The sequence below is a fragment of the Streptomyces sp. NPDC041124 genome, assembly GCF_055592385.1.
Genome location: NZ_JBVIYR010000016.1, coordinates 41,739 through 64,829, shown reverse-complemented (window position 1 = coordinate 64,829; position 23,091 = coordinate 41,739). Strand labels below are relative to the sequence as shown.

General features: G+C 71.6%; 16 protein-coding genes. 2 read left to right on the top strand and 14 right to left on the bottom strand.

All coding sequences use genetic code 11. The annotated features are described in order from the left end of the window. Positions 1-81: 81 nt before the first annotated feature. The 5 genes from ACZ6A9_RS31645 to ACZ6A9_RS31625 form a co-directional block, all read right to left on the bottom strand. Positions 82-1,386: a prephenate dehydrogenase gene (locus tag ACZ6A9_RS31645; protein WP_468992772.1), complete on the bottom strand. Its 1,305-nt coding sequence runs from the start codon at positions 1,384-1,386 to the stop codon at positions 82-84. A gap of 195 nt (positions 1,387-1,581) precedes the next feature. Continuing rightward, positions 1,582-2,385 carry a TIGR03084 family metal-binding protein gene (locus ACZ6A9_RS31640; protein ID WP_468992769.1) on the bottom strand — a complete coding sequence of 268 codons (804 nt, stop codon included), beginning with the start codon at positions 2,383-2,385 and terminating at the stop codon, positions 1,582-1,584. Between the two features lie 154 nt (positions 2,386-2,539). Further along, positions 2,540-3,010: an acyl-CoA thioesterase gene (locus ACZ6A9_RS31635; protein WP_468992884.1), complete on the bottom strand. Its 471-nt coding sequence runs from the start codon at positions 3,008-3,010 to the stop codon at positions 2,540-2,542. Positions 3,011-3,168: 158 nt separating this feature from the next. Further along, positions 3,169-4,827, bottom strand: coding sequence for an FAD-dependent oxidoreductase (locus ACZ6A9_RS31630; RefSeq protein WP_468992767.1), 1,659 nt, complete (start codon positions 4,825-4,827; stop codon positions 3,169-3,171). Next, a complete protein-coding gene (locus ACZ6A9_RS31625; protein ID WP_468992764.1) occupies positions 4,824-5,354 on the bottom strand; it encodes a DUF5987 family protein in 531 nt (176 codons plus the stop codon). The genes ACZ6A9_RS31630 and ACZ6A9_RS31625 overlap by 4 nt, the downstream gene beginning before the upstream one ends. A 379-nt stretch (positions 5,355-5,733) precedes the next feature. Between ACZ6A9_RS31625 and ACZ6A9_RS31620 the strand changes: the two genes are divergently transcribed. Beyond that, entirely contained in the window at positions 5,734-6,804 is a 1,071-nt protein-coding gene (locus ACZ6A9_RS31620; protein ID WP_468992761.1) for a ParB/RepB/Spo0J family partition protein, read from the top strand. Next, a complete protein-coding gene (locus tag ACZ6A9_RS31615; RefSeq protein WP_468992758.1) occupies positions 6,801-7,574 on the top strand; it encodes a helix-turn-helix domain-containing protein in 774 nt (257 codons plus the stop codon). Before ACZ6A9_RS31620 ends, ACZ6A9_RS31615 begins: the two co-directional genes overlap by 4 nt. Positions 7,575-7,681: 107 nt before the next feature. Here ACZ6A9_RS31615 and ACZ6A9_RS31610 read toward each other — a convergent pair whose 3' ends face one another. The 9 genes from ACZ6A9_RS31610 to ACZ6A9_RS31570 form a co-directional block, all read right to left on the bottom strand. Next, positions 7,682-9,028 (bottom strand): cytochrome P450, encoded by a 1,347-nt coding sequence (locus tag ACZ6A9_RS31610; RefSeq protein WP_468992754.1) that lies wholly within the window; start codon positions 9,026-9,028, stop codon positions 7,682-7,684. Next, entirely contained in the window at positions 9,025-9,573 is a 549-nt protein-coding gene (locus ACZ6A9_RS31605; protein ID WP_468992750.1) for a flavin reductase family protein, read from the bottom strand. Before ACZ6A9_RS31605 ends, ACZ6A9_RS31610 begins: the two co-directional genes overlap by 4 nt. A gap of 424 nt (positions 9,574-9,997) precedes the next feature. Next, the gene (locus ACZ6A9_RS31600) at positions 9,998-15,799 is read right to left on the bottom strand and encodes a type I polyketide synthase (protein WP_468992748.1); all 5,802 of its coding nucleotides are present in this window, start codon (positions 15,797-15,799) and stop codon (positions 9,998-10,000) included. Further along, complete coding sequence (locus tag ACZ6A9_RS31595) at positions 15,796-16,890, bottom strand: enediyne biosynthesis protein (protein ID WP_468992881.1); 1,095 nt, start codon at positions 16,888-16,890, stop codon at positions 15,796-15,798. Before ACZ6A9_RS31595 ends, ACZ6A9_RS31600 begins: the two co-directional genes overlap by 4 nt. A 20-nt stretch (positions 16,891-16,910) precedes the next feature. Further along, entirely contained in the window at positions 16,911-18,836 is a 1,926-nt protein-coding gene (locus tag ACZ6A9_RS31590) for an FG-GAP repeat domain-containing protein (protein WP_468992745.1), read from the bottom strand. After that, the gene (locus ACZ6A9_RS31585) at positions 18,833-19,822 is read right to left on the bottom strand and encodes a DUF1702 family protein (protein WP_468992877.1); all 990 of its coding nucleotides are present in this window, start codon (positions 19,820-19,822) and stop codon (positions 18,833-18,835) included. The genes ACZ6A9_RS31590 and ACZ6A9_RS31585 overlap by 4 nt, the downstream gene beginning before the upstream one ends. A gap of 121 nt (positions 19,823-19,943) precedes the next feature. After that, a complete protein-coding gene (locus tag ACZ6A9_RS31580) occupies positions 19,944-20,927 on the bottom strand; it encodes a DUF1702 family protein (RefSeq protein ID WP_468992741.1) in 984 nt (327 codons plus the stop codon). A 121-nt stretch (positions 20,928-21,048) separates the two neighbouring features. Next, a complete protein-coding gene (locus ACZ6A9_RS31575) occupies positions 21,049-21,492 on the bottom strand; it encodes a winged helix-turn-helix transcriptional regulator (protein ID WP_468992738.1) in 444 nt (147 codons plus the stop codon). 191 nt (positions 21,493-21,683) lie between these two features. Continuing rightward, positions 21,684-22,871, bottom strand: coding sequence for an IS701 family transposase (locus ACZ6A9_RS31570; RefSeq protein WP_468992733.1), 1,188 nt, complete (start codon positions 22,869-22,871; stop codon positions 21,684-21,686). Between the last annotated feature and the right edge of the window lie 220 nt (positions 22,872-23,091).

The following is a 23,091-nucleotide window of genomic DNA, read 5'->3' as shown; positions in this document are numbered from 1 at the left end:
CCTTCGCAGGCCCCCGCACGAACGTGCCCCGCGCCGTTTCGGGAACGAACGGCGCGGGGCAGCCGGGGCGGAGCGCCCCGCTCAGCCGGCGAACCGGTGGATGCGCGGGACCGGCCCCGACGGCCTGCCGGGACGCACCTTCAACGGCCCGTGCTGCGCACGGCGCGGTGCCAGGTGCGCGGGGACGGACCGGGTGCCGGAGAGCGGCAGGATCCACCCGTCCAGTCCCGCACGCTCCGCCTCGTCCCCGGGCGGCCGCCGCCCGCGGCCTCCGTCCGGATCCCCGCCCCCCTCACCGGCGGCGACATGCCCGGCGGCCGGAGCCCGCCCCGCACCGGCGTCGCCGGAGGCCGCCTCCTCACCCCTGGCCCCTCGACCGGCGGGGGGTTCTCCCCGGGCCCCGGCCGCCGCGCCGGTGCCGGCTCCCCGGGCGGCCGCGTCCTCCCCGGCAGCACCGCCCTGCGCCGGGTCCGTGGACGCCTCGCGCACCGCGCCACCACCGTCGTGCACCGCCTCCGGCGCCCCGCCGGCCGCCACGGCCTCGAGCAGGGCGGTCCGGCCGAGGTTCCCACGGCCGAGGAGATCGGAGACCAGGGCCGACCCGTCACTGCTGTGATCCCTCAACTCGCCCGACACGGCGGACAACTGCCCGGCGATGCGGTCCACCACGTCGGCCACCGCCTCCGGGTTCTGGGCGAAGATGTCGCTCCACATCCGCCGGTCGCTGCCCGCGATGCGCGTCGTGTCCCGCAGACCGGCGCCGGCGAGCGCGAGGACCTCACGGTCGACATCGGCGAGCTGAGCCGCCAGCACGGAGCAGACGAGCTGGGGGACGTGCGAGACCACGGCGGCGGCCTCGTCGTGCTCCTCGGGCGTCATGTCCCGCCGGCGCCCTCCGCACAGCGACACCAGCGCGTCGACCGCCTCCAGGGCCTCCGGCTGAACGGTGGGGTACGGGCACAGGATCCACGGCCGCCCGGCGAACAGGTCCGCCTGCGCCGCACCGGGGCCGGCCTGCTCCCGGCCCGCCATGGGATGCCCGGGGACATAGCCCATCAGGTCGCTGCCGCGCACCTCTGCCTCCGCCCAGATGATCTTCTTGGTGCCGGCGACATCGGTGTAGGCGCAGCCGAGCCCGCGGGCCTGCGCCGTGTAGAGGGCGTCGGCGACGGTGGCCGGCGGGGTGGCGATCACCACGACGTCCGCGGGCGGCGTGGCCCAGGTCAGCTCCCGCCCGGCCCCCCTGCGGCGGGCATGGTCCAGGGCACTTCGGTCACGGTCCTCCAGGGCCACGTCGACTCCGGCCCGGGTGAGTGCGAGCGCGATGGACGTACCGATCAGCCCGCATCCGATCACCGTAACGCGCCGCAGGCCGGTGCTGGTCATGGTCTCCTCCTTGACGAGCGTGTGTCTCGGGTGGGGTGCGGGCGCCACAGGCCCGGGCGGCGGGGGAGGGGAGGACGCGTACCCCGGCACGGGCCGCGGGACCGCCCGGACCGACGCCCCCCGGCCCCGCCCGCGCCGGGGCGGCCGCAGGCCCGCGCTACGCCCCGGCCGCCCGGTCCGTACGGTCGGTCCCCCTCACGCCGCCGGGGCCGCGAACTGACCCGGCTGCCGGCCCTCGCCGTGCGGACCGCGGTAGGCCTGGGCGATGTCCAGCCACTGCTCCGCGTCAACGCCGGTCGCCGTCAGGGCGAGGTCGTCGCGGTGCCGGCGGCGGGTGACCAGGAGGCAGAAGTCGTGGGCGGGCCCGCTGATCGTCTGCTCGGCGTCCTCGGGGCCCACGGTCCACAGCTCGCCGGAGGGAGCGGTGAGTTCGAAGCGGAAGTGCTCGGAGGGCGGAGTCAGACCGTGGGACTCGTAGCCGAAGTCGCGCGTCAGCCAGGCGAAGTTGACCAGGTGGAGCAGGCGGCCGGTGGGCTCCCGGCGGACGCCGAGCGTGTCGGCGATGTCCTGTCCGTGGGCGAAGAGCTCCATGATCCCGGCGCAGGCGAGGACGACCGGCGGCAGCGGATTGACCAGCCACGGCACGAACGAGTCCTCCGGCACCCGGCCGAGCGCCTCCACCGAGGCCTCCCCACCGGCCCGGAAGCGGGCGAGCAGTTCCTCGGGCGGGAAGGAGTTGAACTGCTTCAGGGCCGAGTTGACGGCGCCGTCGAAGTTCTCCGAGGCCCCGGAGGTCATGGCCTTGAAGCCCTCCGGGTCGGCGGCAGCGGACCTGGCCAGGGTGAAGACGAAGGTCAGATGGGCGATCTGGTCCGCGACGCTCCAGCCCGGGGCGGGCGTCGGGGCGTTCCAGGCCTCGTCGTCGATGTTCTCGACCAGACGGGCGACCTCGTCGATCTCGGCGGACAGGTCCTTGAGCACGTCGTTCAGGGCGGTCATCTGCTTGCTCCTCTGCCTGTGAGGGGGCGGGTTCCTCGAAGCAACCCACTGGTCCGGGGAGAAGGACTCACTCATGCGGCAAGTCCTGCGGAAAGGGGTGGTGCCGAAGCCGGGCGAGTCCTGTGGAGCAACCCACCGGGCCGTAAGAAGAGCGCTAGGCGGCGTGACCGGCCAGCGGGAGGGTCTGAACGGTGGCCCGGGCCGTGTACGGCTCCAGCGCCCGGGCCAGCGCGCCCGGGATGAGGGCGGGGACCGTCGCGGTGTTCGGGCCGCGCATGCACGCGATCCGCTGCCTGCCGCGGGCGACCAGGACCTCACCGCCGTCCTCGGTCACCTTGACGTAGTCGAAGGTGAACTCCAGCTGAGTCTGCCCCAGTTCGGCCAGCCGCATCCGGATCGACAGCTCGTCGAAGGCGGTGATCTCGGCGAAGAACTCGCAGTCCACCTTCAGCGTGAACAGCTTGAGATCGTCCTGCACCTCGCGCAGCACCGCCGGCGCCTGCTGCTTGAGGAAGAGCTCCCGGCAGCGGCCCTGCCACCGCAGGTAGTTCACGTAGTAGACGTTGCCGACCAGATTGGTCTCCTCGAAGCCGACGGTGTGGCGGTACTCGAAGTAGTCGGACATGGTGTTCACCCCTCGTTCGCTGTGCGTGGTCTGTGACATGCGGTGTGTTTCTTCAAGCAACTCACTCGGTGGAGATGTCCGCCCCCGGGCGGTCCCCCCTCGCGGGCACGGGGGAACCGCCAGGGTGCGGTGGGTGCCGGGGTCCCGGTGGGGGAGGGCTACCTGCCGGTGAGCGACGGCAGCAGCGGCAGGACGTTCCTGCGCGCGCTGCGGGATCCGTCGGGCGCCGGCGCGCCGTAGGTCACGGCGACCCCCTTGCGCTGGGCCGCACGCACGATCCCGGGGATCGCGCGCTCGGCGAGCGCGGCGATGGTCATGGCCGGATTCACGGTCAGGGCACCCGGGACGGCCGAGCCGTCGGTGACGAAGATGCCGGGGTGGCCGCGCAGTTCGTTGCGGTCGTCGAGCGCCGAGGTGTGCGGGTCGTCTCCCATGCGGCAGGAGGCGAGGGGGTGCACCGTGTAAGCGCCGATCAGGTCGTTGGTCCAGGGCATCACCTTGGCCAGGCCGTCCTTCTCCAGGATCTCCTTGACCTCGGCGTCGGACTTCCTCCAGGCGCTCCACGTGTTGTGGGTGGGCTCGTAGCTGAGGCTTCCCCTGCCGAGCATCTGCTGCGAGATGCGGTGGGCGTTGCCGGTGGCGGGGGGCGGGCCGAAGACTCCCTCGTTGTCGTCCTCGATCATCGTGAAGATGGTGAGCCACGACCTCCAGCGCTTGAGGATCTCCTTCTTCTGCGGACCGAACCACGCCGGCCCCGTGGCATCGGCCACCTGGGCGAGGATCGTCCCCAGACCCGGCGGGAAGTAGAGCTGCTCCAGGGAGTAGCGGGAGTATTCGGGCAGAGACGCGTCCAGCCGGTCCCAGTTGGCGACCGTGGGGCCCTTGCCTATGTGGTTGGCGGCGTAGGCCAGTCCGTTCCCGCGGTCCAGGCCCAGGATCTCGGCGGCCTTGTCCTCGTCGATGACGGCGGTGTTGAGCCGCTCGCCGTTGCCGGAGAAGTACCGGCCCACCGACCGGGGCATGGTGCCGAGCGTGGCCTCGCTGCGCTGCAGGATGACCGGTGTCGCGCCGGCGCCCGCCGCCAGGACCACGATCTTGGCCTCGATCGTCCCCTGTCCCACGTGGATGCGGTAGTCCTCCTCGTCCACGATGTCGAAGTGCACGCGGTAGTCGCCGGCCTCGGTGCGCGATATCCGCTGCACCTCGTGCAGCGGCCGTATCCGGGCACCGTGGGCGAGCGCCGCGGGCAGGTAGTTGACCAGCAGGGACTGCTTCGCCTCGAAGCGGCAACCGGCCATCATGAAGTTGCAGTTGACACACTTGGAGTTGTCGATGGCGACCGGCAGCGGATTGGCGGTCCGGCCGGCGTGATCGCAGGCCGCCGCCCACAGTCCGCCGGCGTAACTGACGTCGCTCCACTCCTGCTTGGTGATGGACAGCGATTCGGCCACCCGGTCGTACCAGGGGTCGAGGGTGTCGCGGCTGACGGCTTCGGGCCACATCCGCCGGCCGATGGAGCCGTGCCGTTCGAAGACGAAGCGGGGTGCCCGCGGCATCGCGGCGAAGTAGACGACACTGCCACCACCGACACAGTTGCCGCCCAGGACGCTCATCCCGTCGCCGACCGTGAAGTCGAAGGCCCGGGTGTAGGAGGAACCCAGCTTGTAGTCGTGCTCGAACTCGCTGCTCTCCAGCCAGGGGCCGCGCTCCAGCACGGTGACAGCGGCGCCGCCCGCGGCGAGGTGGTACGCGGCGATCGCGCCGCCGAAACCACTGCCGATGACGAGTACGTCCGTGCGTTCGGCTGTGCCGGTCATGCGGGGCTCCCGGTGGACGTCGTGTCGGGGTGCAGTCGGGCGAACGCGCGGCCGTAGCCGAAGTCGCGGAAGCGGTACAGGCCGTCCGGGTCGGGCCTGCCGATGCCCATCGCGGTGAGGCCGGGGTGGCCCTCCTCGACCGCTCGGGCGGTCGGCAGATGCGCCGCCGAGTCGAAGGCCATGTTGCAGAACAGCGCGAGCATCACCCAGAACTCCTTCTCCGGGTGACCGGGTTTCGTCAGCCGCACGACCAGCTCGGCCCGGTCCTCGTACCCCAGCGCCACGAAGGGGGGCACGTCCTGGTCGAGCGTGAGGCCCCGTTCCTTCGCGTAGGCCTCGGTGTGGCCGTTCAGCAGCCGAGTCAGCTCGTCGAGTCCGTCGTGGACCCCGGTGGCGTCCCAGGCGAGCAGGTCGAGCGCACCGGCCTGGACCGCGCCGCCGCCGGTGGCGACACCGGCGACGGCACGGTCCCCGGCCCAGCGCTTCTCACCCGGAACGATGGTGTCCGCGTACGCCTCGAGAGTCATGGTGCGGTACTCACCACTGAGCGCCACATGCGTCCCATGGTTACTCAACTCGGCCTCCATTCTGCCGCTTTGTAGGGGAACGCCCTTGCGGCGCAAAAGGAAGTTACGTCGATTCGGTGCGTTCAAGCAACTGCCCTAAGTCGCAGCGGGAGCGAATTGAACTACCCATAGTTGACGCGTCGGTTCCGCATGATTTCTTACGCCTGGCCCACGGTCACTAGGCTGCCCCTCCGGATACATTCCTCAGCCGCACGTGACATTTTCCTGCGCTGGCATCCGCGCTCGCGGAAGTGCATCTCGGTCTCATGTTGGAGGAAACATGAAAGGCGTCGGCGGTTCACAGCCCGTACCGGAGCACTCCGCGCGCACCACGCACCGCGTGCGGATCGATGACCTCGTCCCCGCGGACTCACCGCGTCTGAAGGGCATCGACAAGGCTCATGTGCGCCGGCTCTCGGCCATCTACCCGCTGCTGCCGCCCGTGCTCGTGCACCGCCCCACCCGGCGGGTGGTGGACGGCATGCACCGCATCGGTGCCGCCGTGCTGCGGGGCCTGGACACCGTCGACGTCCAGTACTTCGACGGCGCCGAGGACCAGGTCTTCCTGCGATCGGTGACGGCGAACATCGCGAACGGCCTGCCCCTGTCCGTGGCCGAACGCAAGACGGCCGCCTGGCGGATCCTCGCCTCGCACCCGAGCCTGTCGGACCGCGCCGTGGCCGCCTACGCGGGCCTCGACGCGAAGACCGTGGCATCGGTCCGGGAGTGTTCAACCGCGGGATCTCCCGCACTGAACACCCGCACCGGCACCGACGGCAAGGCGCACCCCCTCGACCGCACCGCCGAGCGTCTGCACGCCGCCGAGCTGATGACGAGCGATCCCGAACTGTCACTGCGGGCCGTCGTCAAGGAGACCGGCCTCTCGCTCGGCACCGCCCACGACGTGCGACGACGGCTCCTGCGCGGCGAGAACCCGGTGCCGCCCGGACGGCAGAGCAAGCCCGTACGGGCCGCCGCGCGCAGCACACCGACCCCAGCGCCCAAGACACCCGGCACAGCCGCACCTGCCGTCCCCGACCGCCCCCGCGCCGCCGTGCCCGCCCGCACCCCCAAGGCCGGCCTGATATCCCCCCGCTCACGCGGACCCCTGGACAGCCTGCGCAGCCTCGCCAACGACCCGTCCCTGCGCCACTCGGACAGCGGACGCGACTTCATCCGCTGGCTGCACACCCACTTCATCGTCGACGAGGCCTGGCAAAAACGCGCGGACGCGGTCCCCCCGCACGCCACCGAACCCGTGGCCGAACTCGCCCGGCACTGCTCGGACGCCTGGCGCCGCTTCGCCGAGGACATGTCCCGGCGCAAGCACACCGTCGACACCCGCGCCACGGACATGCCCGACTCAGCCACCTCGGCGTTGACGCCGCGCCACCCCGGAGGATCACGGTGACCACGACGACCGTCGAGCACGCTGTCCGCCGAGTCATCCGCTATATGCACATCAACCTCGGCCAGGACCTGACGATCGATGACCTGGCGCGCACCGCGATGTTCAGCAAATTCCACTTCACCCGCATATTCAGGGAAGCGACGGGGACCTCCCCGGGGCGTTTCCTTTCCGCCCTGCGGATGCAGGAAGCGAAAAGACTCCTACGGGACACGGATTTCAGTGTGGCCGATATCAGCAGCCTGGTCGGTTACAGCAGCGTCGGCACCTTCAGCTCCCGTTTCAAGGCCTGTGTCGGGATCTCGCCGCGCGCTTACCGCGAACTCGACGCCTCCTTACCGAAATTACCCGCCACGACGGCAGCCGCCTCGGCCGTGGCACACAGCATGTCGCTGCGCGGCCGGGTCGCCCTCTCACCCGGTGCGGCGCCCGGCCCTATCTTCGTCGGGGCGTTCCCGAGCTGTGTGCGCCAGGGCCGTCCCGCACGCTGGACGATCCTCGACCGACCCGGCACCTTCGAACTGAAGGACGTCCCGGCCGGCACCTGGCACATCCTGGTCCACTCCGTGCCCTACAGCCATGAGGACGAACTCTTCGGCCGGCCCACCCCCGGCCTGCTCTCCGTCGGACGGTACGGCCCGGTGACGGTACGCCCGGGCACCCTGCTGCAACCGGCCGAGATCACCCTGCGCCCCCAGGACGCACTGGACCCGCCGCTGCTGATCGCGATCCTGGACGTGACCGCCGTGTCGGAGCAGCGGACCGCCCTCTGACACCTCACGACCCCTCCTCCCCGGCCCGTCCCGCACACGCACACCGAAAGGGCGGGCCGGCCACCGTGTCGCGTGGCCGTCCCGCCCCGACTGCCGCCGCACGCAGATCAGCCCACCGCACTGACCGTCATCGGCAGACCCCCGCGCATCCGCAAGGACAACATGGGCTCCGCGACCGCCTCGTGCCCGGGCACGGTACGCAGCTCCAGGTCGCGGGTGACCAGAGCCGTCACGAAGACCGCCTCCATCATGCCGAGATTGCTGCCGACGCAGAACCGCGGTCCCGCACCGAACGGGATGTAGGCGTACCGCGGCCGCCTGGCGACCCGCTGCGGTTCGAACCGCTCGGGGTCGAAGTCCTCCGGGGCATCCCACAGATCCGGGTGACGGTGCATGACGTAGGGGCAGACCAGGACGTCCGCCCCGGCCGAGACGGTGTAGCCGCCGACCTCGTCCTCCCGCTGGGCGACGCGCGGCAGCACCCAGACCGGCGGATACAGCCGCATGGCCTCCTGGACCACCATGGTGGTGTAGGTGAGGCGGTGCAGGTCGTCGACCTCCGGACTGCGCCCGCCCAGCACACGCACGGCCTCCTCGCGGACCCTCATCCGCGCCTCGGGATGACGGTCGAGCAGATGCAGGGTCCACCCGAGCGTGCTCGCCGTCGTCTCGTGCCCGGCGAGCAGCAGGGTGACCAGCTCCTCCCGCAGCCGGTCGCGGGCCGCCTCCGGGCCGAAATTCCGGCGCGCCGCCCAGATCATCCGGGACAGCGCGTCGTCCGCCTCCTCCCCGTCGGCCATGCGCGCGGCACGGTCGGACAGCAGGGAGTCGACCACACCGTGCAGTTCCCGGCGCGCCCTGCGGAAATCGCGCTGCCCCCGGGTGGGCAGCCAGTTCGGCACCAGCCCCTGGGTGACCATCTCGAACATGGCCTGGTCCTGGATCGCCTCGAAGGAGTGCGCCACGGATGCGTGCGCGCCGAGGTCACTGTCGAGCAGGGAGCGGCCGAGCACCCCCAGGGTGAGCCCGGTGACCTCACGCAGGACGTCGACGGGGCCGGCACCCTCGTGACAGCGCAACAGCGCCACCAGTTTCGAGGCCTCCTCCGCCACGGCGTCCGCCTGCTGGGCGATACGGCCCGGCTTGAACGCAGGCTGCACCACCCTGCGCTGCGCCTTCCACACCTCACCCTCACTGGTGAGCAGGCCGTCGCCGAGGACGCGCCGGGCTTCCACGAGCCCGATGCCCTTGTGGTAGTTGGCGGCGTTGTCCGCCAGCACGTGCTTGGCGTAGTCGGGCCGGTTGAAGACGTAGAGCTTCTTGGGACCCATGGAGACGCGGACCGCGTCTCCGAGGGCGGCCGCGTCCCTCATCAGGCCGAGCCGGTCCACGGCCAGCTTCCTCAGCAGCCCCGGCAGGTCCCTGGCGGGCGGCCCGGGCGGGTACACGCTCATGCTGCCCTGCCTTCACTCGGCTCGGGGACGGCCCGGCGGAACCTGCCGTCGTGGAAGAGGAGCGCCTCATGACCCGGGCACCTGGCTGCCGCGAGCACCCTGCCGAGGAAGATGGTGTGGTCACCACCGTCGTACACCCGCCACTTCTCGCACTCGAGCTGGGCCACGGCACCGGCGATCAGCGGGGCGTCGCCTTCCCGGCCCGGCACCCAGCCGACCGCAGCGAACTGCCCGGCGCCGGCCGGCCGCGAGCGGTCGGCGAAGTGCCGCGCCACGGACTCCTGGCCGGCGTTGAGCACCGACACCGAGAACGTGGCCGCCTCTTCGAGACGGCGGTGCATCACGGCGTCCCGGTTGACGCAGACCAGCACGAGCGCCGGCTCCAGGGAGACGGACGTGAACGAGTTCGCCGTCATGCCCCGGGGAGCGTCCCCGCCCACGGTCACCACGGTGACCCCGGTGGGGAACGCCCCGAACGCTCCACGCAGTTGCTTCCTGTCTTCGAGATCGACCGGCTCCTCGGACGGAGCGACCAGGAGAGTCATGTCAGCCTCCCTGCCGGCGGCCGGGCTCCGGCCACCGCGTAGGGCGCCGGCGCCCGCGCCGGCACGTCGGAGATCGGTGCCGGCACGGCGGAGGACCCCGGCCCGCGCACACGGGCGGGCCGCCGCCCGCGTCGTGCCGCCGGTGTCCTGCCGCCGTCCCTCACCTCGGTGTGGTGGAACGTGGGGCCGGGCCCTGTGCGGCCACGGCCGGCCGCACGGCTCGCCGCGGGCCGTGACCCCGGCGAGCCGCTCGCACCCCGCACGCGGGGTGACCGGCACCGGCTTCCCCGGAGCGCCGGCGAGGACGCCGGGCCCCGGGCGGCGGGGGGACCCGTCCGGGCGTCCCCCCGCCCGCGCAGGAGCCCGGACGGGCCGGACCGCGCACCCGTGACCGCGGGACGGACTTCGAGGCGGCTCCCCATGGCTACGGCCGCCCCGAGGCGCCGGGACCGCTCCCCGCGAGCACCGCGAAGACGGCGGGCTCCGCCGCGTCGCGCAGCGCCGTGACGAAGGTCGCGATCCGCAGACCGCCCGCGGTCATGACCACCCAGTTCGCCTTGTCGCACGGAGCCAGGGTCAGGGGGGCCGCAGCCATCACCCCGGCCTTCCTCAGGCACTCGACGGCGCTCCACACACGGCTGGCGGCGGTGTCGGGCGCCTCACCGGTCTCCTTGGCCACGAGGGCGGCCAGCGCAGCGTGCTCGCCGAGCAGACCCTCCCATTCGGCCTCGGTGCGGACGGTCACCGCTTCGACGTCGCAGGCCACGGTCTGCCCGGCGGTGTCGGAGACCACGCCGAGAGTGACGCCCAGGGCGTGCGCCGCCGACATCCGCCGTCCGCCGGCCAGCTCGGGACGGCCGTCGGGGCGGTAACGCACCTCGTCCGGGGCGCCGATGGCCCGCTGAACGGCGGCCGCCGTGCTCGCCCGGCGCTGCTTCGTGCCGTCGCCCCGGTACGGCTCGACGGCGACGGCGACATGCGTGCCGAGCACCTCCTCGAGCGCCCGCTCCAGGTAGGAGCCGAGCAGCGGCGCCACCCACGGACCCGAACCGTCCGTCTTGCGCACGGCGTGCAGGGTCAGGCCCTCCCAGCGCTCGACGGCGGTGCCGTCGGGGGCACGGACCACGATGTCGTACACATAGGTGTCGCCCTCGTGGTACCGCTCGGAGGCGCAGTAGCGCAGTTCACCGGGAACGTCGGTGGCCGAGCCGAGCGGATGGAGCCGCTCGATGCCGGACGGCAGCAACGTGGCGTCGGGGACGCACACCTGGTTGCCGTGCATCAGGGCGTCGCGCATGCCGGGGTCGGCGAGCAGCAGCGTGCCGGGCAGGAAGCCGGCGAACCAGCTCCCCGACGCCTGGACGGAGACGTCCGCGTCCACGTGCCGGGCCGCTGCCCGGTGGAAGCGGCGCAGCCGGTGGAAACGGTCGCCCTGGAAGTTGACGCCTCCGTAGAGGTCCGTCTTCGGGTCGAGCGGGGCCGCCGGGACCGCGGGGTCGACCTGCTCGGGCGGGCCGTCGGGGACGGCCGCGCCACCGTAGAGGAGACGGGCCCTGAAGTGCTCGGCGACGAAGCCGGTCTCCTCGGCGCGGATGGCCACGTCGACCGTGGCGGACCCGGTGACCGTGGCGGCGATCCGGATCCGGGTGGTGCCGTCGGGCTGGACCACGATGGGCCGCAGGAACTCGACCCCCTCGAACACCGGGACGCCCGCCCAGCCGGTGGCGGCGGACGCGACCTGGGCCATCGCCTCCATGCCGATCACCGCGGGCAGCAGCAGGTTGCCGTCCAGGAGGTGGTCGGCGAGATAGGGGTCGGTGCCGGCGTTCAGCTCGACCTCGGTCACCAGCTCCACGCCGTGGTAGCGGATGAGCGGATTGCCGATGAACCGCAGCAGCGGCAGCTGCGGCAGGTCACGGCGTACGGTCTCGATGCCTTCCGTACGGCCGCTGATGACCGTGACCACCGGCGCGTCCGGGTCGTTGACCAGGCGCAGCAGCAGACCGATGCCCTGGTCGGGCGAGACCGGCGTGATGCCCTCGCGGGACAGGGACTCGACGACGGAGAGCTTCTCGCCCATGCCGATGCCGGACCACACCGACCACTCCAGGCACACCGCGCGGCAGCCCGGCCGGGTACGCGCGACCCGTTCGGTGAGGTCGGCCAGCCACTCGTTGGCGGTGGCGTAGTGCGCCTCACCGCGCAGCCCCGAGCGGCCGATGATGGAGCCGAAGGTGACGAGCAGCTTCAGGCTGTCCTCGCCGACCACGTCGAGCACGGTGCGCAGCCCGTCGACCTTCGGGGCGAGGGTGGAGCGGACGGCGTCCATGTCCAGTGAGGCCAGCGATCCGGGCTCGTTGCGTGCCGCGCCGTGCATCAGCGCGGTGACCGGGCCCAGTTCCGCGGTGAGCTCGTCGACCGCGGCGCGTACCTTCCGCGGGTCGGTGACATCGGCGGCGGCATAGGCCAGCCTCACCCCGCTGTCGGCCATGCGCTTCAGGTTCGCCGCGAGGTCGGCGTCCCGGGCCGGGTCGGAGCGGCCGAGCAGGGCCAGCCCGGCTCCGCTGTCCTTGGCCAGCGCCAGGGCGCACTCCGCCGTGATGCCCTTGCCGCCGCCGGTGACCAGGAGCACGTCCGAGGCGTCCAGGACGCGCTCGGTGCGCTCGGGGACGACCGGCAGCGCGCGCAGCGTCGGCACCCGGCGCACACCGTCCGCCTCGTAGCGGACCTCGCTGAACCGCGTGGTCGCGGCGACCTCGGCCACCACCTGCTCGATCGCCTCGTCCGACACCGGGGTGTGCACGACGGTCGTCCTCAGGTGCGGGGCCTCCAGGTGCAGGGTCTTGGCGAGTCCGGCCGCGCCACGGCCCGACTGCACCAGGACGAAGCGGCGGTCGCGGTCGCCCGCGAGGGCGTCTTTCGCACCGTTCAGGGCCTGCTCGATGTGTTCCTGCGGGCAGTCGGGGGCCAGGCAGACCAGCACGCCGGAACCCACCTCGGCCTCTTCGAGTGCCTGCTTCAGCCGGGCGGCGAACGGATGACCGCCGTCGGCGAACAGCTGCCAGGTGCCGCCGCTTCGCCCCGGCGCGGCCGGCGGGACGGGCAGCTCGTCGAAGTCCACGGCGAAGGCCCTGGCCCAGGCGGCCGCGCCCGCGACGACGGGTGCGGCCGTGTCGTCAGGACCACTGCTCCCGGCCAGCGATTCGAGCGCTTCGGCGAGCTGCCCCACGGTCGCGGTGGCGAAGTTGGTGGGCACGTGCGCGGCGGCGAGCCCGAGCTTGGCGGCGGCCTGGTTGACGATCTGACCGACCGTGATCGAGCTCATGTGCAGGTCGTCCAGGAGGCTGCTGGCGTCGGCGACCAGTTCGGCCGGCAGCTCCGCGCGTTCGGCGACCAGCGCCCGCACCACTTCCAGGACCGGTTCCCCCGCCGCGTCGCCCGCCTCCGCGACACCGCCGGCGCCGTCCTCGTCCGGCCGCGACACGGCCGCGACCACGGGCAGCTCGACCAGCGGAGCCGCTTCGCAGGGGCTGGCCAGGAAACGGAACTCGGCACCGATCTGCAGGGGCCGGGTGAGCCGGTCCTGGAACAGCCGTTCGTGGATCAGCGGGGCGCCGATCACGTAGGCGGCGCCCACGACCTGGAGAAGACCGCGCAGGGACTCGTCGTCGGTGTTCACCGCGAGGGCCGGCACACCGGTCGCGGCGGCCGCGAGGGAGCTGAGCACCCCTCCGGGACCGACCTCGACGAACAGGTCGACCTCGCCGGCCGCGGCCTGGACGGCCTGACTGAATTGGACCGGTTCGGTGATCTGCCGGCGCAGCACCTCGGGCAGGTCCGTCTCCTCGCCGAGTTCCCCGCCGGTGACCGTGGAGACGACCCGCCGCTTCACCGGTGCGAAACCGGCGCTGTCGAGCCACCGCCCGAAGGAGTCGGCCGCCGAGGCGACCAGCGGTGAGTGGAAGGCGTGGGACACCGCGAGCCGGGTGCAGGTGATCCCCGCCTCGGCGGCCCTCACCGCCACGGTCTCGACATCCGCCACCGGTCCGGCCACGACCGTCTGCTCGGGGCCGTTGTACCCGGCGACGACGACGGGCAGCCCGTCGGTGAGGACCGTGACCCGCTCCGGTCCGGCGGCGAGCGAGGCCATCGTGCCCGAGGCGCCGTGCTCGGCCATGGCCTGCCCGCGCACCCGGGCGGCGTCGAGCAGCGCCCGGTCGTCCAGGGCGCCCGCCCAGTGCAGGGCGGACAGTTCACCGAGGCTGTGGCCCACGGCGACCTCCGCCTCCACACCGAGCGCCTCCAGCACCCGCAGACCGGCCGTCGAACCGGTGACGATCCGCGGCTGGGCCACGTCGGTGGCGACCATGTCGCCGGTGGCGGGCAGGCCCGCCCGGTCGTAGACGTCGGCGGCCTCGGGGAAGCGACGGCGCAGCGCGCCGCCCCCGGTGCTCCGGCCGGAGCCCTGGCCGGGGAAGAGGAAGCCGATCCGGGCCTCCTCCCCGGCCCGGCCGAGGAAGATGCGCCCGTCGGGGGAGAACCGGCTGGTCTCACCCGCGTCGACGGCCTCGAGCAGCCGGCGCAGCCGCAGTTCGGCGTCCTCCGGCGAGGAGACGACCGCGGCCGCCCGGTAGGGCAGTTCGCGCAGTTCACGCTGGAGCGTCGCGGCGAGGTCACCGATCTGCGCGTACGACAGCCGCGGCACGAAGTCGGCCACCTGGCTGATCCGCTCGCGCAGCGCCGCGGGTGACTCCCCGTCCAGCAGGAGCAGTTCGCTGTCCTGGAGCGAGCCCGCGAGGGTGAGGGCGCGGCGGCTGAGCGGTGCACGCCGCCCGGGCACCCGCTTGTCGAGGACGACATGGGTGTTGATCCCGCCGAAGCCCATGGCGGTGATGCCGGCCCGCCGCTCCTGCTCCTCGGGCCAGGCCTCGGCCTTGCGCAGCACCCGCAGGGTGGCCTGGTCGTCGGTGAGCAGGTCGTGCGGGTCGACACAGCCGATGGCGGGCGGCAGCATCCCGGTGTCCACGGCCATCGCGGCCTTGATCAGACCGGCGACGCCGGCGGCGGCCTTGGTGTGGCCGATCATGCCCTTGATGGAACTGATGGCGGCTCTCGGCGCGCCGGGCGCGGCCTCGGCACGCGCACTCGTGATCGCTTCGAGCTCGGTGGCGTCGCCGACCGGGGTGCCGGTGCCGTGCCCCTCGAAGAGCGCCACCGTGCCGATACCGAATCCGGCCCTGTCGTAGGCCCGGGTGAGGGCCGTGCGGTAACCGTTCACCTCGGGGCGGGTGATGCCGCCCTGCCCGTCGGAGGAGATGCCCCAGCCGGCCACGCTCGCGTAGACGCGGTGACCGGCGGCGAGGGCGTCCTCCTCACGCATCAGGACGACCATGCCGCAGCCCTCGCCCGGCCAGAAGCCGTTGGAGCCGCGGTCGTAGAGCCGCATCTCCTTCCTGGCGAGCGCTCCGGTCTTGGCGAAGCCGATGATCTCGAAGGGGTCGATGGACAGGTCGACGCCGCCTGCGACCGCGACGTCGAGATCGCCGCTGAGCAGGGAGGTGGCGGCCGTGGTGACCGACAGCAGCGAGGAGGAGCAGGCGCCGTCGACCGTGTAGCCGCCGCCGTTGAGGTCGAAGTAGTTGCAGATCCGCCCGGCGATGGTGTTGGCCAGTCCGCCGGCGAGGGTGTCCTCGTCGACGGCCGGGAACGGCTGCTTGTACGCGCTCTCGACCCCGGCCAGGAACTCAGCCGTGCGGTCGTCGTCCCAGTCCTGGTCCCTGAGCGCGGAGGCCAGCACACGCCGGACGTAGGGCCACCGCAGCCGCATGCCGTTGGCCCGGGAGAATTCACCGGTCAGGGTGTTGCCGACGATCACGCCGGTTCTCGCCCTGGGCAGCCCCTCGCCCTGCGCGAACCCGGCGTCGGCCAGGGCCCGGCCGGCGATGTCGAGGGCCAGCCAGTGGGTGAGGTCGGTGGAGCGGTAGGTGCTGCCGGCGATCCGGTGGGCGATCCGGTCGAACTCGTAGCCCTCCAGGACCGCGGCGTTGCGGGCGTAGAAGCGGTCGGGGGCCCGGGGGTCCGGGTCCCAGTAGTCCTCCAGGTTCATCCGGACGTCGGGCAGGCGCCGGAAGGCGCGCCGTCCGGCGACCGCGTTGTCCCACAGCTCGTGCGGAGTCTCGGCGTCGGGGTAGCGGCATGCCATCCCGACGATCGCTATCCGGTTCATACGGGGACCACCGCCTTCTTCTCGGCCGCCTTCTGCTCGGCGGCCCGGCCGGCCGCGCACTTGCCGTGCGCGCAGGTTCCTGCGGCGCAGGCGTCGGCGGGCGTGTCGGGGACGGGCCCGCCGGGTGCCGGCTTCACGGGGACGACCACGGCCATGGCCACCTCGGCCCGCGCCGTGCGCTGCTTGTCGATGAAGTGCAGGCCCCACAGGTAACCGCCGCGGATCAGGCAGACCAGGGCCGTGGCGAAGAAGATGCCGTAGACGATGCCGAACGCCGTGAGCAGGCCGTACACAGCGGCGACCCCGCCGCCGAACGCGATCTGCGAGGAGCGCTTGGAGGGAGAGGTTCCGGGGTCGGTGACCATGTAGTTCGTGAAGAGCACGAAAGCCACACCCGTCATCATGCCGAGCGCCGCGGGAATGGAGGTGCCCAGCCACAGACCGCGGATGATCGCCTGCAGCGCGAAACCGACCAGCCAGGCGATGATGAGCCACATGCGGCCCGTCAGCTTGGCGTTCAGCATGGTGCCGAGCGTGATGATGATCGCCGGCAGGACCCAGTCGCCCGGGCCGTGGAGGTGCTCGGTGAAGTGGTAGGGCGGCGCGATGCTGGCCCAGGGGAAGAGCAGCAGGATGACCGTGATGCCGAAGTTCGACGGGTTCATGTAGTGCCGCATCCGGCCCTTGAGCGGGGCCCTGAGCACCCACTTGGTGCCGACGGCGACCAGCACCCCGAACATCATGACCCAGACCCGGTCGTTGACGTAGGTGAGCATGTTGACGGCGAGACCGGTGATGTGCGCCGGGTAGAGGAACTCCATCAGCCCGCGCGGGCCGTTGCCGGCGTAGCGGGGCGCGCGCCCCTCCGACCTGGCGCCGATCGCCTCCAGGACGATCTCCACGACGTAGGCGGTGCCGACGGCGATGAACGGCCACAGCCAGGGCTGCTCGAATCCGAGGAACGTGTAGCCCGCGATGTTCAGGACGCTGATCGAGATCGCGAACCGGCGCAGTGCGGTGACGATCTTGTTGTCGTGCCGCGGCGGGGCGGGCGGCCCCTGGGGCGTCGTCCTGTCCTGAGCGTCCGGTATCTGTGAGGTGGTGGACACGGTCACTTCTCCTTGGCCTCGGCGCCGAGCTCGAGCGTGTGCCGGCCGGGACTCAGCTCGAGATCCTGATTACGTACCTGGCCGCTGCGGTCCCGCCAGGTCAGATGGACCTGCAGCGGTCCGTCGGCCTGGTCGCCCAGGCCCATGTGCAGGTCGGTGCTGCGCTTGCCGGAGTGACCGCCGCCGCCGTCGACCCGGCCGACGCGGACGCTCCCGTCGGACACGGTCACCGTGGCCTGCGCGCCGATCACATCGGATCCGGCCTCGTCGACGAGCCTGAGCGCCAGATAACCGCCGTCGCTCTCGCTGGTGTTGTGGTAGAACACCGGCGCGTCCCACTGCCGGGCCACGGCGAGGTCGAGGCGGCCGTCACCGTCGGCGTCGCCGGTGGCGATACCGCGGGTGGGCACGGGCACACCCAGTCCGAGGTTCTTGGACAGGTTGCTGTAGGAACCGTCCTCGTTCTTCACGAAGAAGCGCAGGAACTGGTCGCCCGCGAGGTCGTCGCCCTCTTCCACGTTGGGCCAGAAGGAGGGGTGCTTGAGCAGCGCGTCGTTGGCGGTGGCCAGCTCCTGCAGCTGCGCCCAGCGGTTCCGCTTGCCCTTGACGAAGCCGGTGGCCTGGGTGATCTCCAGCTCGCCGCTGTTGTCGAAGTCACCCATCTTGGTGTCCCAGCCCCAGCCCGACCAGGCGAGGTTGAGCGGGCCGCTGCGGTCCTTGAACGGGGCCTCGCCCTCCTTGAGCCTGGCCCGCAGGTCGGCCTTGTCCTCGGCCGTGTCGAAGAAGGCGAAGTTCGACTCCTGGATACCGAAGGACGTGGTGATGTTGGAGACGAACAGGTCGTAGAGGCCGTCGTTGTCGAGGTCGCCGAAGTCGACGCCCATGCCCTTGAAGGAACTGCGGCCCATCTCCTTGGACTTGGGAACGATCGGCGAGTGCTTGCCCTTGACCTCGGCGAACTCGAAGGTGCCGGGGCGCGACTTGTTGTAGAGGAGCGCCGATGTGCCGAAGTCGTGCGCGAGGTAGATCTCGGGCCGCTGGTCGCCGTCGAGGTCGTTGGCGGACGCGGCGAGGGTCCAGCCCCTGGAGAGGTTCTTGGGCAGGACGTCCTTCTGCTCCTCGAAGCCGTCGCCGGTGTGACGGAAGAACTTTCCGCCACCGCCGTTGCGGGCCTGCGACAGCGAGTCGTTCATCTCCACGCCGCCGTCCTTGGACGGGTCGAGGACGGGGCTGTCCGGGAAGTAGTTGCCGATGAAGATGTCGTTGTGGCCGTCACCGTCGAAGTCGGCGACCGTGGCGGCGTTGGAGTTCCACAGCGGGCCGCTGTAGACGTCGCCGCCCCTGCCGGGCACCAGCTCGACGGGGGTGAAGCACTCGGCGGCCAGCGGCGGCTGCTCGCCCGCCGCCGGCTTCTTGGCCTGGAAGATGACGGGGGTGCGGCCCCAGTAGTAGACGAGGAGGTCGGTGCGGCCGTCCTCGTTGAAGTCTCCGGGGACACAGCCGATCGGCGCCGAGGTCTTGCTCTTGGGCAGCGGCGCCATGTCGAGTGCGAACGGCTCGTACGAGGGACTCTTGCGGTCGGGGGCGGGCGCGGGAGTCACGTAGACCTGGTCGATGCGCGGGTCCGTGACGCACAGATCGTTGGGCAGTTCGTCGCCGTCGATGTCGTTCATGGCGACGCCGGCGCCGACCGAGGAGATCCACGCCTCGATGTGCTTGTAGGCCTTGTTCACCTGTCGGACGGTCTGCTGCGGGTAGCCCTCGGGCTGGGCGATGGACATCGGCTGGAAGCCGAAGTTCTTGGCGAGCTCGGCGTTGTCGGCGGCGGAGGACTCCGCCGGTTTCACCGCCTGGAACGCGGTCACCATCAGTGCGAAGGCGACGACTCCGGGAGCCTGCCGGCGCAGCCAGGCTATGGGGTTGGTCATGCCGCGGCACCTTTCCGGACGGACGGGAGGGGGGAGAGCTGGGCGGCGATCTGCTGCCGCCAGATCTCGAACGCCGGCACCTCGCCCTGGTCCCCGCGTTCTCGCATGGCGGGAATCAGGTCGGTGCACAGCCGGGCCGCCTGGGCGGGGGTGCGCTCGCCGCACAGGACGTGCGCGGCGACGTGCGTGTGCGCGGTGGTCAGGCCGGCCTTCTCGCGGGCTTCGCAGGCGAAGGCGGAACCCTGGGCCAGCCGGGGAAGGTGAGGCCCGGCGTGCTCGGCGAAGCGCCGCAGCTCCGATTCGTCGGCGGCGCCCGCGTAGGTGCAGGCGAGGCCCGCTCCGGCGAACAGGTCGGCGTGGCGGTGTGCCGGATAGGCGTGGATGAGGCCGGCGACCACGTCGGGGTCGGTGCCGCCCACGAACCACAGCGCGCGGCCGATGCCCTGGTCGATGGCGCGCAGGCTGTACGCGTCGAAGCCCGCCGCCCAGGTGAACGGGTGCCGGCGCTCCGGGGCGCGGACGTAGTCGTCGGTGCGGAAGTAGGCCTGGTGGAAGCCGTAGCCGTCCAGGATGAGCCAGCGCAGCAGCGGGTCGTAGGCGCTCACGTCCGGCCACATGAAGCGCGGCAGCCGGGCCATCGCCCAGCCGACACCGACCATGATCATGTAGTCGTGGTGGCGTCCTTCGCCGGCCAGCAGCCCGCTGAGCCGCCGACGGCTCCCGGTCAGCGCGTCGAGCATGGTCGCGCCCATTCCGGCGCCCTCGTAGGCGAATCCGCGATAGGCGCGGGGGACGGTCGACAGCCATTCCTCCGTCTCGGCCGCGGAACGTGCCTCGACCGCGTACGCGTACCCCTGGATGAAGGTTTCGCCCACGGTTTCCAGCTGATGCTTCGCCTCTGCGTTCTTGACGTGGAAACCACGCCTCGCCAGCTGGGTTTCACGGGCATTGGGTGTGAGGATTCTGCGCCTCAACGCGCGCAACATGGACACCTGACCAACCCCTTTTCGGAAATCCCTGAAAGTTGCTGAAGATCGCTGTACACCGCATGCGAATACCACGTGGAATGTGTCAAGCAGTTCGCGGCGGCGTCTACTTCGGACATGCTCAGACGGCCGCACGCGCGGGCAGCCGGTCGCGCACCGAACGGCGCCAGAGCTCATAGGCGGGACCGTCGCCGCCGCCGGAGGGGACGTGGGTGTCGTCGGCGAGTTGGGCGGCCGCCTCGACCGAGAGGCCCGTCAGCGCGTGGGCGGCGACGCGGGTGTGCTCGGGGACGGTGCCCGAGTGGTGGCGGGCCTTGGCCGCGAACACGCAGCCCTGCCCCAGATGGTCGCCGAACGCGCCGGAGGCTCCGCGCAGGGCGGCGAGGTCGCCGGGTGTCGAACAGCCCGCGAAGGTGGCCGCGAGCCCGACTCCGGCCCACAGGTCCGCGTGACGCTCGGCGGCGAACCGGCCCACGGCCGCCGCGACATGGGGGACACGTGCTCCGTGGATGAACCACAGCGCGCGCCCGATGCCCTGGTCGACGGCGCGTGGGAAGTAGTCCGCGTCGCCCTCCCAGGCGTACGGCCGGTCCACGTGCTGACCGCCCACCCAGCGGTCGGTGTCGAAGTAGGCGCGGTCGAAGCCGTAGCCGTCGACGGCGAGCCAGCTCATCTGCGGGTAGTAGGCGTCGCCGGCCAGGTGCGGCATGACCTTCTTCCACAGCGGTCTGGGCAGCCGGGCCATGGCGAAGCCGATGCCGATGTAGTTGAGGAAGATGTGCCGCTTGCCCGGGCCCTCCAGCAGCTCCTGGGTGCGGCGGCCTCTGCGGGGGCCCATGACGTCCCGGATCGTGCAGGCCATGGTGGCACCCTCGTAGGCGAAGCCCCGGACCTCGGGATCGACCAGGGAGAGCCGTCGTTCGAGCTCCCACAGTCCGGCTGCGTCGACGCCCCACTCGAAACCGCAGACGACCGACTGCGGAATCGATTCGAGCTGTCGGGTGGCGGCCGTCTCGGCCACGGGGAAGCCCCGCCCGGCGAAGCTCACTTCTGTCAGGGACGGAGCCATGAGCAGTCTGCGCACCGCTCCCATCGCCGTCGCCATGATCGCCTCCTCTGTGTGACCACCAGATGTGGGCAGGAGGCTCATCGTCTTGCGCGGGGGAGGGGGGTGCATCTTCGCAAGTGCCCAGCGGCCCCGTGAGCCGGCCGCAGGGCCGCGGTGTTCAGCGGACCGGGCGGACCACCACCTCGTCGTCGTGGACCGGACGTCCGCACGTCGCGCAGTCCAGGTGCGCGTTCACCTGGCCGTCGCAGCCGAGGTGCTCGGCCCGGCGTGGCGGTCCGAGGTCGGGGGACAGGTGCCGGTCGCCCCACTGCATCAGGGCGACGACCGCACAGGTCAGGTCCCGCCCCATCGGGGTGAGCCGGTATTCGTGGCGCACCGGCCTGTCCTGGTAGGCGACCTTCTCCATGATGCCGAATTCGACGAGCCGGCCGAGCCGGTTGGCGAGGACGTTGCGGGCTATGTCCAGGTGTCCCAGGAATCCGTCGAACCGCTTCACGCCGAGCAGTGCGTTACGGACGATCAGAAGAGTCCATCGCTCACCGATCAATTCGAGTGAGCGGGCCAGGTTGCAGTCCTGACCCTCGTATGTGTTTCGCAGCATTGCTCCACCGTAAGGGAATTCAGTTGCGTGAAAAAACCCATACGCGCCTGTCGCTTCGACTTTGGGATGACTCGTCGAGGAATTCCGGGCCACCGTGATGGCGACGCGGCGGGCACCGCCCGCGGAGGTGGAACCCCCGCGCCGCCGCCCTCGGGGGATGCGAGCGGCGGCGCGGGGAGAGCGGCCGCGCGTCAGGTCGTGCAGACCTCGGGGACCGCCTCGGCCGTGGATGCTTCGAGGCGGTTGTAGGCGTACGCGGCGGAGACCAGGGTCATGTGGTGGTGCCAGCCCGGGTAGGAACGGCCCTCGAAGTCGAGCAGTCCGAAGCCGCGCTCCAGGTTCTGCAGCGTCGAGGTCGCCCGGCGCCGGTACTGGGTCAGCGCGAACAGTTCGTCGGCCCGGCGGTGCACCATGTTGGTGAGCCACAGCTGGGTCGAGCGCCGGCCCGCGGGGTGGCGGACCCCGAACATCCGGTAGGTGCGGTGCGGGGCACGCCGGTCGAGACGGACCTCGGGCAGCCGCACCAGGCCGGTCACCAGCGACGGCTGTCCCGCACGCTCCTCGCGACGTGCACCGTCATAGCGTGTGCCGTGCTGCTTGGACTCGAAGAAGCGCTGTGCCTCCATGACCGCCGGCAGTTCGTGGCCGTACTCGGGCCGCCCCCCGAGGTGTCCGCCGGTGGTCACCGGCATCCGGCCCGGCACGGCGACGACGAAGCTGTGGCCCCGCTGGGTGAGCCCGCCCACCAGTGCGGTGGTGGCGGCGTGAGCGCTCAGGTCGGCGACGACCGGCAGCTCTCCCAGCGCACTGCCGGCGGCGAGCGTGTCCACCAGGTCGAGGGCGTCCTGTTCGAGGGCCCGCGCGGTGATGTCCGTCGGGATGCGGGCGCGTGTCCGGCTCCCCTGGTCGTTGAGCCAGGTCCTGGGCAGCAGCAGCCGCCAGTCGACCGGGATCGCCTCCGCCTCGGAGACGGCGAACGCACCCACTCCCACCTGACAGTTGACGGATCGTCCGGTGGCCGGCACGAATCGGCGGTGCACTCCGCAGGAGTGTTCGCCCCGCTTGCGCAGCACCGCGACGTCGAGGACCCAGGCCCGGGGCACGAGGCGCTCCGCCGTCCACCGCATGAGCTCGGCGCGCGCGGGCGCCCAGTCCCAGGGACTGGCGTTGACGAACTGGTGCATCGACTGGGACGCGGTCGGCGAGCCGGAAACCGTGGCGGCGAGGCGGCGCACCGACTTCTTGCCTTCGGTGCCGAGCAGGCCCGTCACGTAGGCCTGGGCCCAGTAGCGCTGATCGGTTCGCGGCAGGTGGCCGAAGATCCGTTCAGCGAACGTCGAGACTGAAGCCCGCGAACGGGGCAGACCGCGCGTTTCCATGAGGCATTTCCCTCCCTGTGCCGAACGGTGCCTGGGACTCGCGAACATGAAAACAATAGCGAACGATCTGTTTTTTCTCCAGTGGTGTGCGACCCGCCCTCCGGCACCGCGAAGAGACGTCCCCACTTCGGCAGGTTCCGCGCCCCCGGGGGGCGCCCCGCGCAGCCGCCGCGGACCCCCGCCAAGTGGGCAGGTTCCACCTCGGTGTTCGCCCATTACC

Coding starts and splice junctions, on each gene's coding strand:
- ACZ6A9_RS31590 (WP_468992745.1), bottom strand. CDS start 18,836: ATGACCAACCCCATAGCCTGGCTGCGCCGGCAGGCTCCCGGAGTCGTC.
- ACZ6A9_RS31600 (WP_468992748.1), bottom strand. CDS start 15,799: ATGAACCGGATAGCGATCGTCGGGATGGCATGCCGCTACCCCGACGCC.
- ACZ6A9_RS31605 (WP_468992750.1), bottom strand. CDS start 9,573: ATGACTCTCCTGGTCGCTCCGTCCGAGGAGCCGGTCGATCTCGAAGAC.
- ACZ6A9_RS31610 (WP_468992754.1), bottom strand. CDS start 9,028: ATGAGCGTGTACCCGCCCGGGCCGCCCGCCAGGGACCTGCCGGGGCTG.
- ACZ6A9_RS31580 (WP_468992741.1), bottom strand. CDS start 20,927: ATGGCGACGGCGATGGGAGCGGTGCGCAGACTGCTCATGGCTCCGTCC.
- ACZ6A9_RS31585 (WP_468992877.1), bottom strand. CDS start 19,822: ATGTTGCGCGCGTTGAGGCGCAGAATCCTCACACCCAATGCCCGTGAA.
- ACZ6A9_RS31635 (WP_468992884.1), bottom strand. CDS start 3,010: ATGTCCGACTACTTCGAGTACCGCCACACCGTCGGCTTCGAGGAGACC.
- ACZ6A9_RS31630 (WP_468992767.1), bottom strand. CDS start 4,827: ATGACCGGCACAGCCGAACGCACGGACGTACTCGTCATCGGCAGTGGT.
- ACZ6A9_RS31570 (WP_468992733.1), bottom strand. CDS start 22,871: ATGGAAACGCGCGGTCTGCCCCGTTCGCGGGCTTCAGTCTCGACGTTC.
- ACZ6A9_RS31575 (WP_468992738.1), bottom strand. CDS start 21,492: ATGCTGCGAAACACATACGAGGGTCAGGACTGCAACCTGGCCCGCTCA.
- ACZ6A9_RS31645 (WP_468992772.1), bottom strand. CDS start 1,386: ATGACCAGCACCGGCCTGCGGCGCGTTACGGTGATCGGATGCGGGCTG.
- ACZ6A9_RS31640 (WP_468992769.1), bottom strand. CDS start 2,385: ATGACCGCCCTGAACGACGTGCTCAAGGACCTGTCCGCCGAGATCGAC.
- ACZ6A9_RS31625 (WP_468992764.1), bottom strand. CDS start 5,354: ATGACTCTCGAGGCGTACGCGGACACCATCGTTCCGGGTGAGAAGCGC.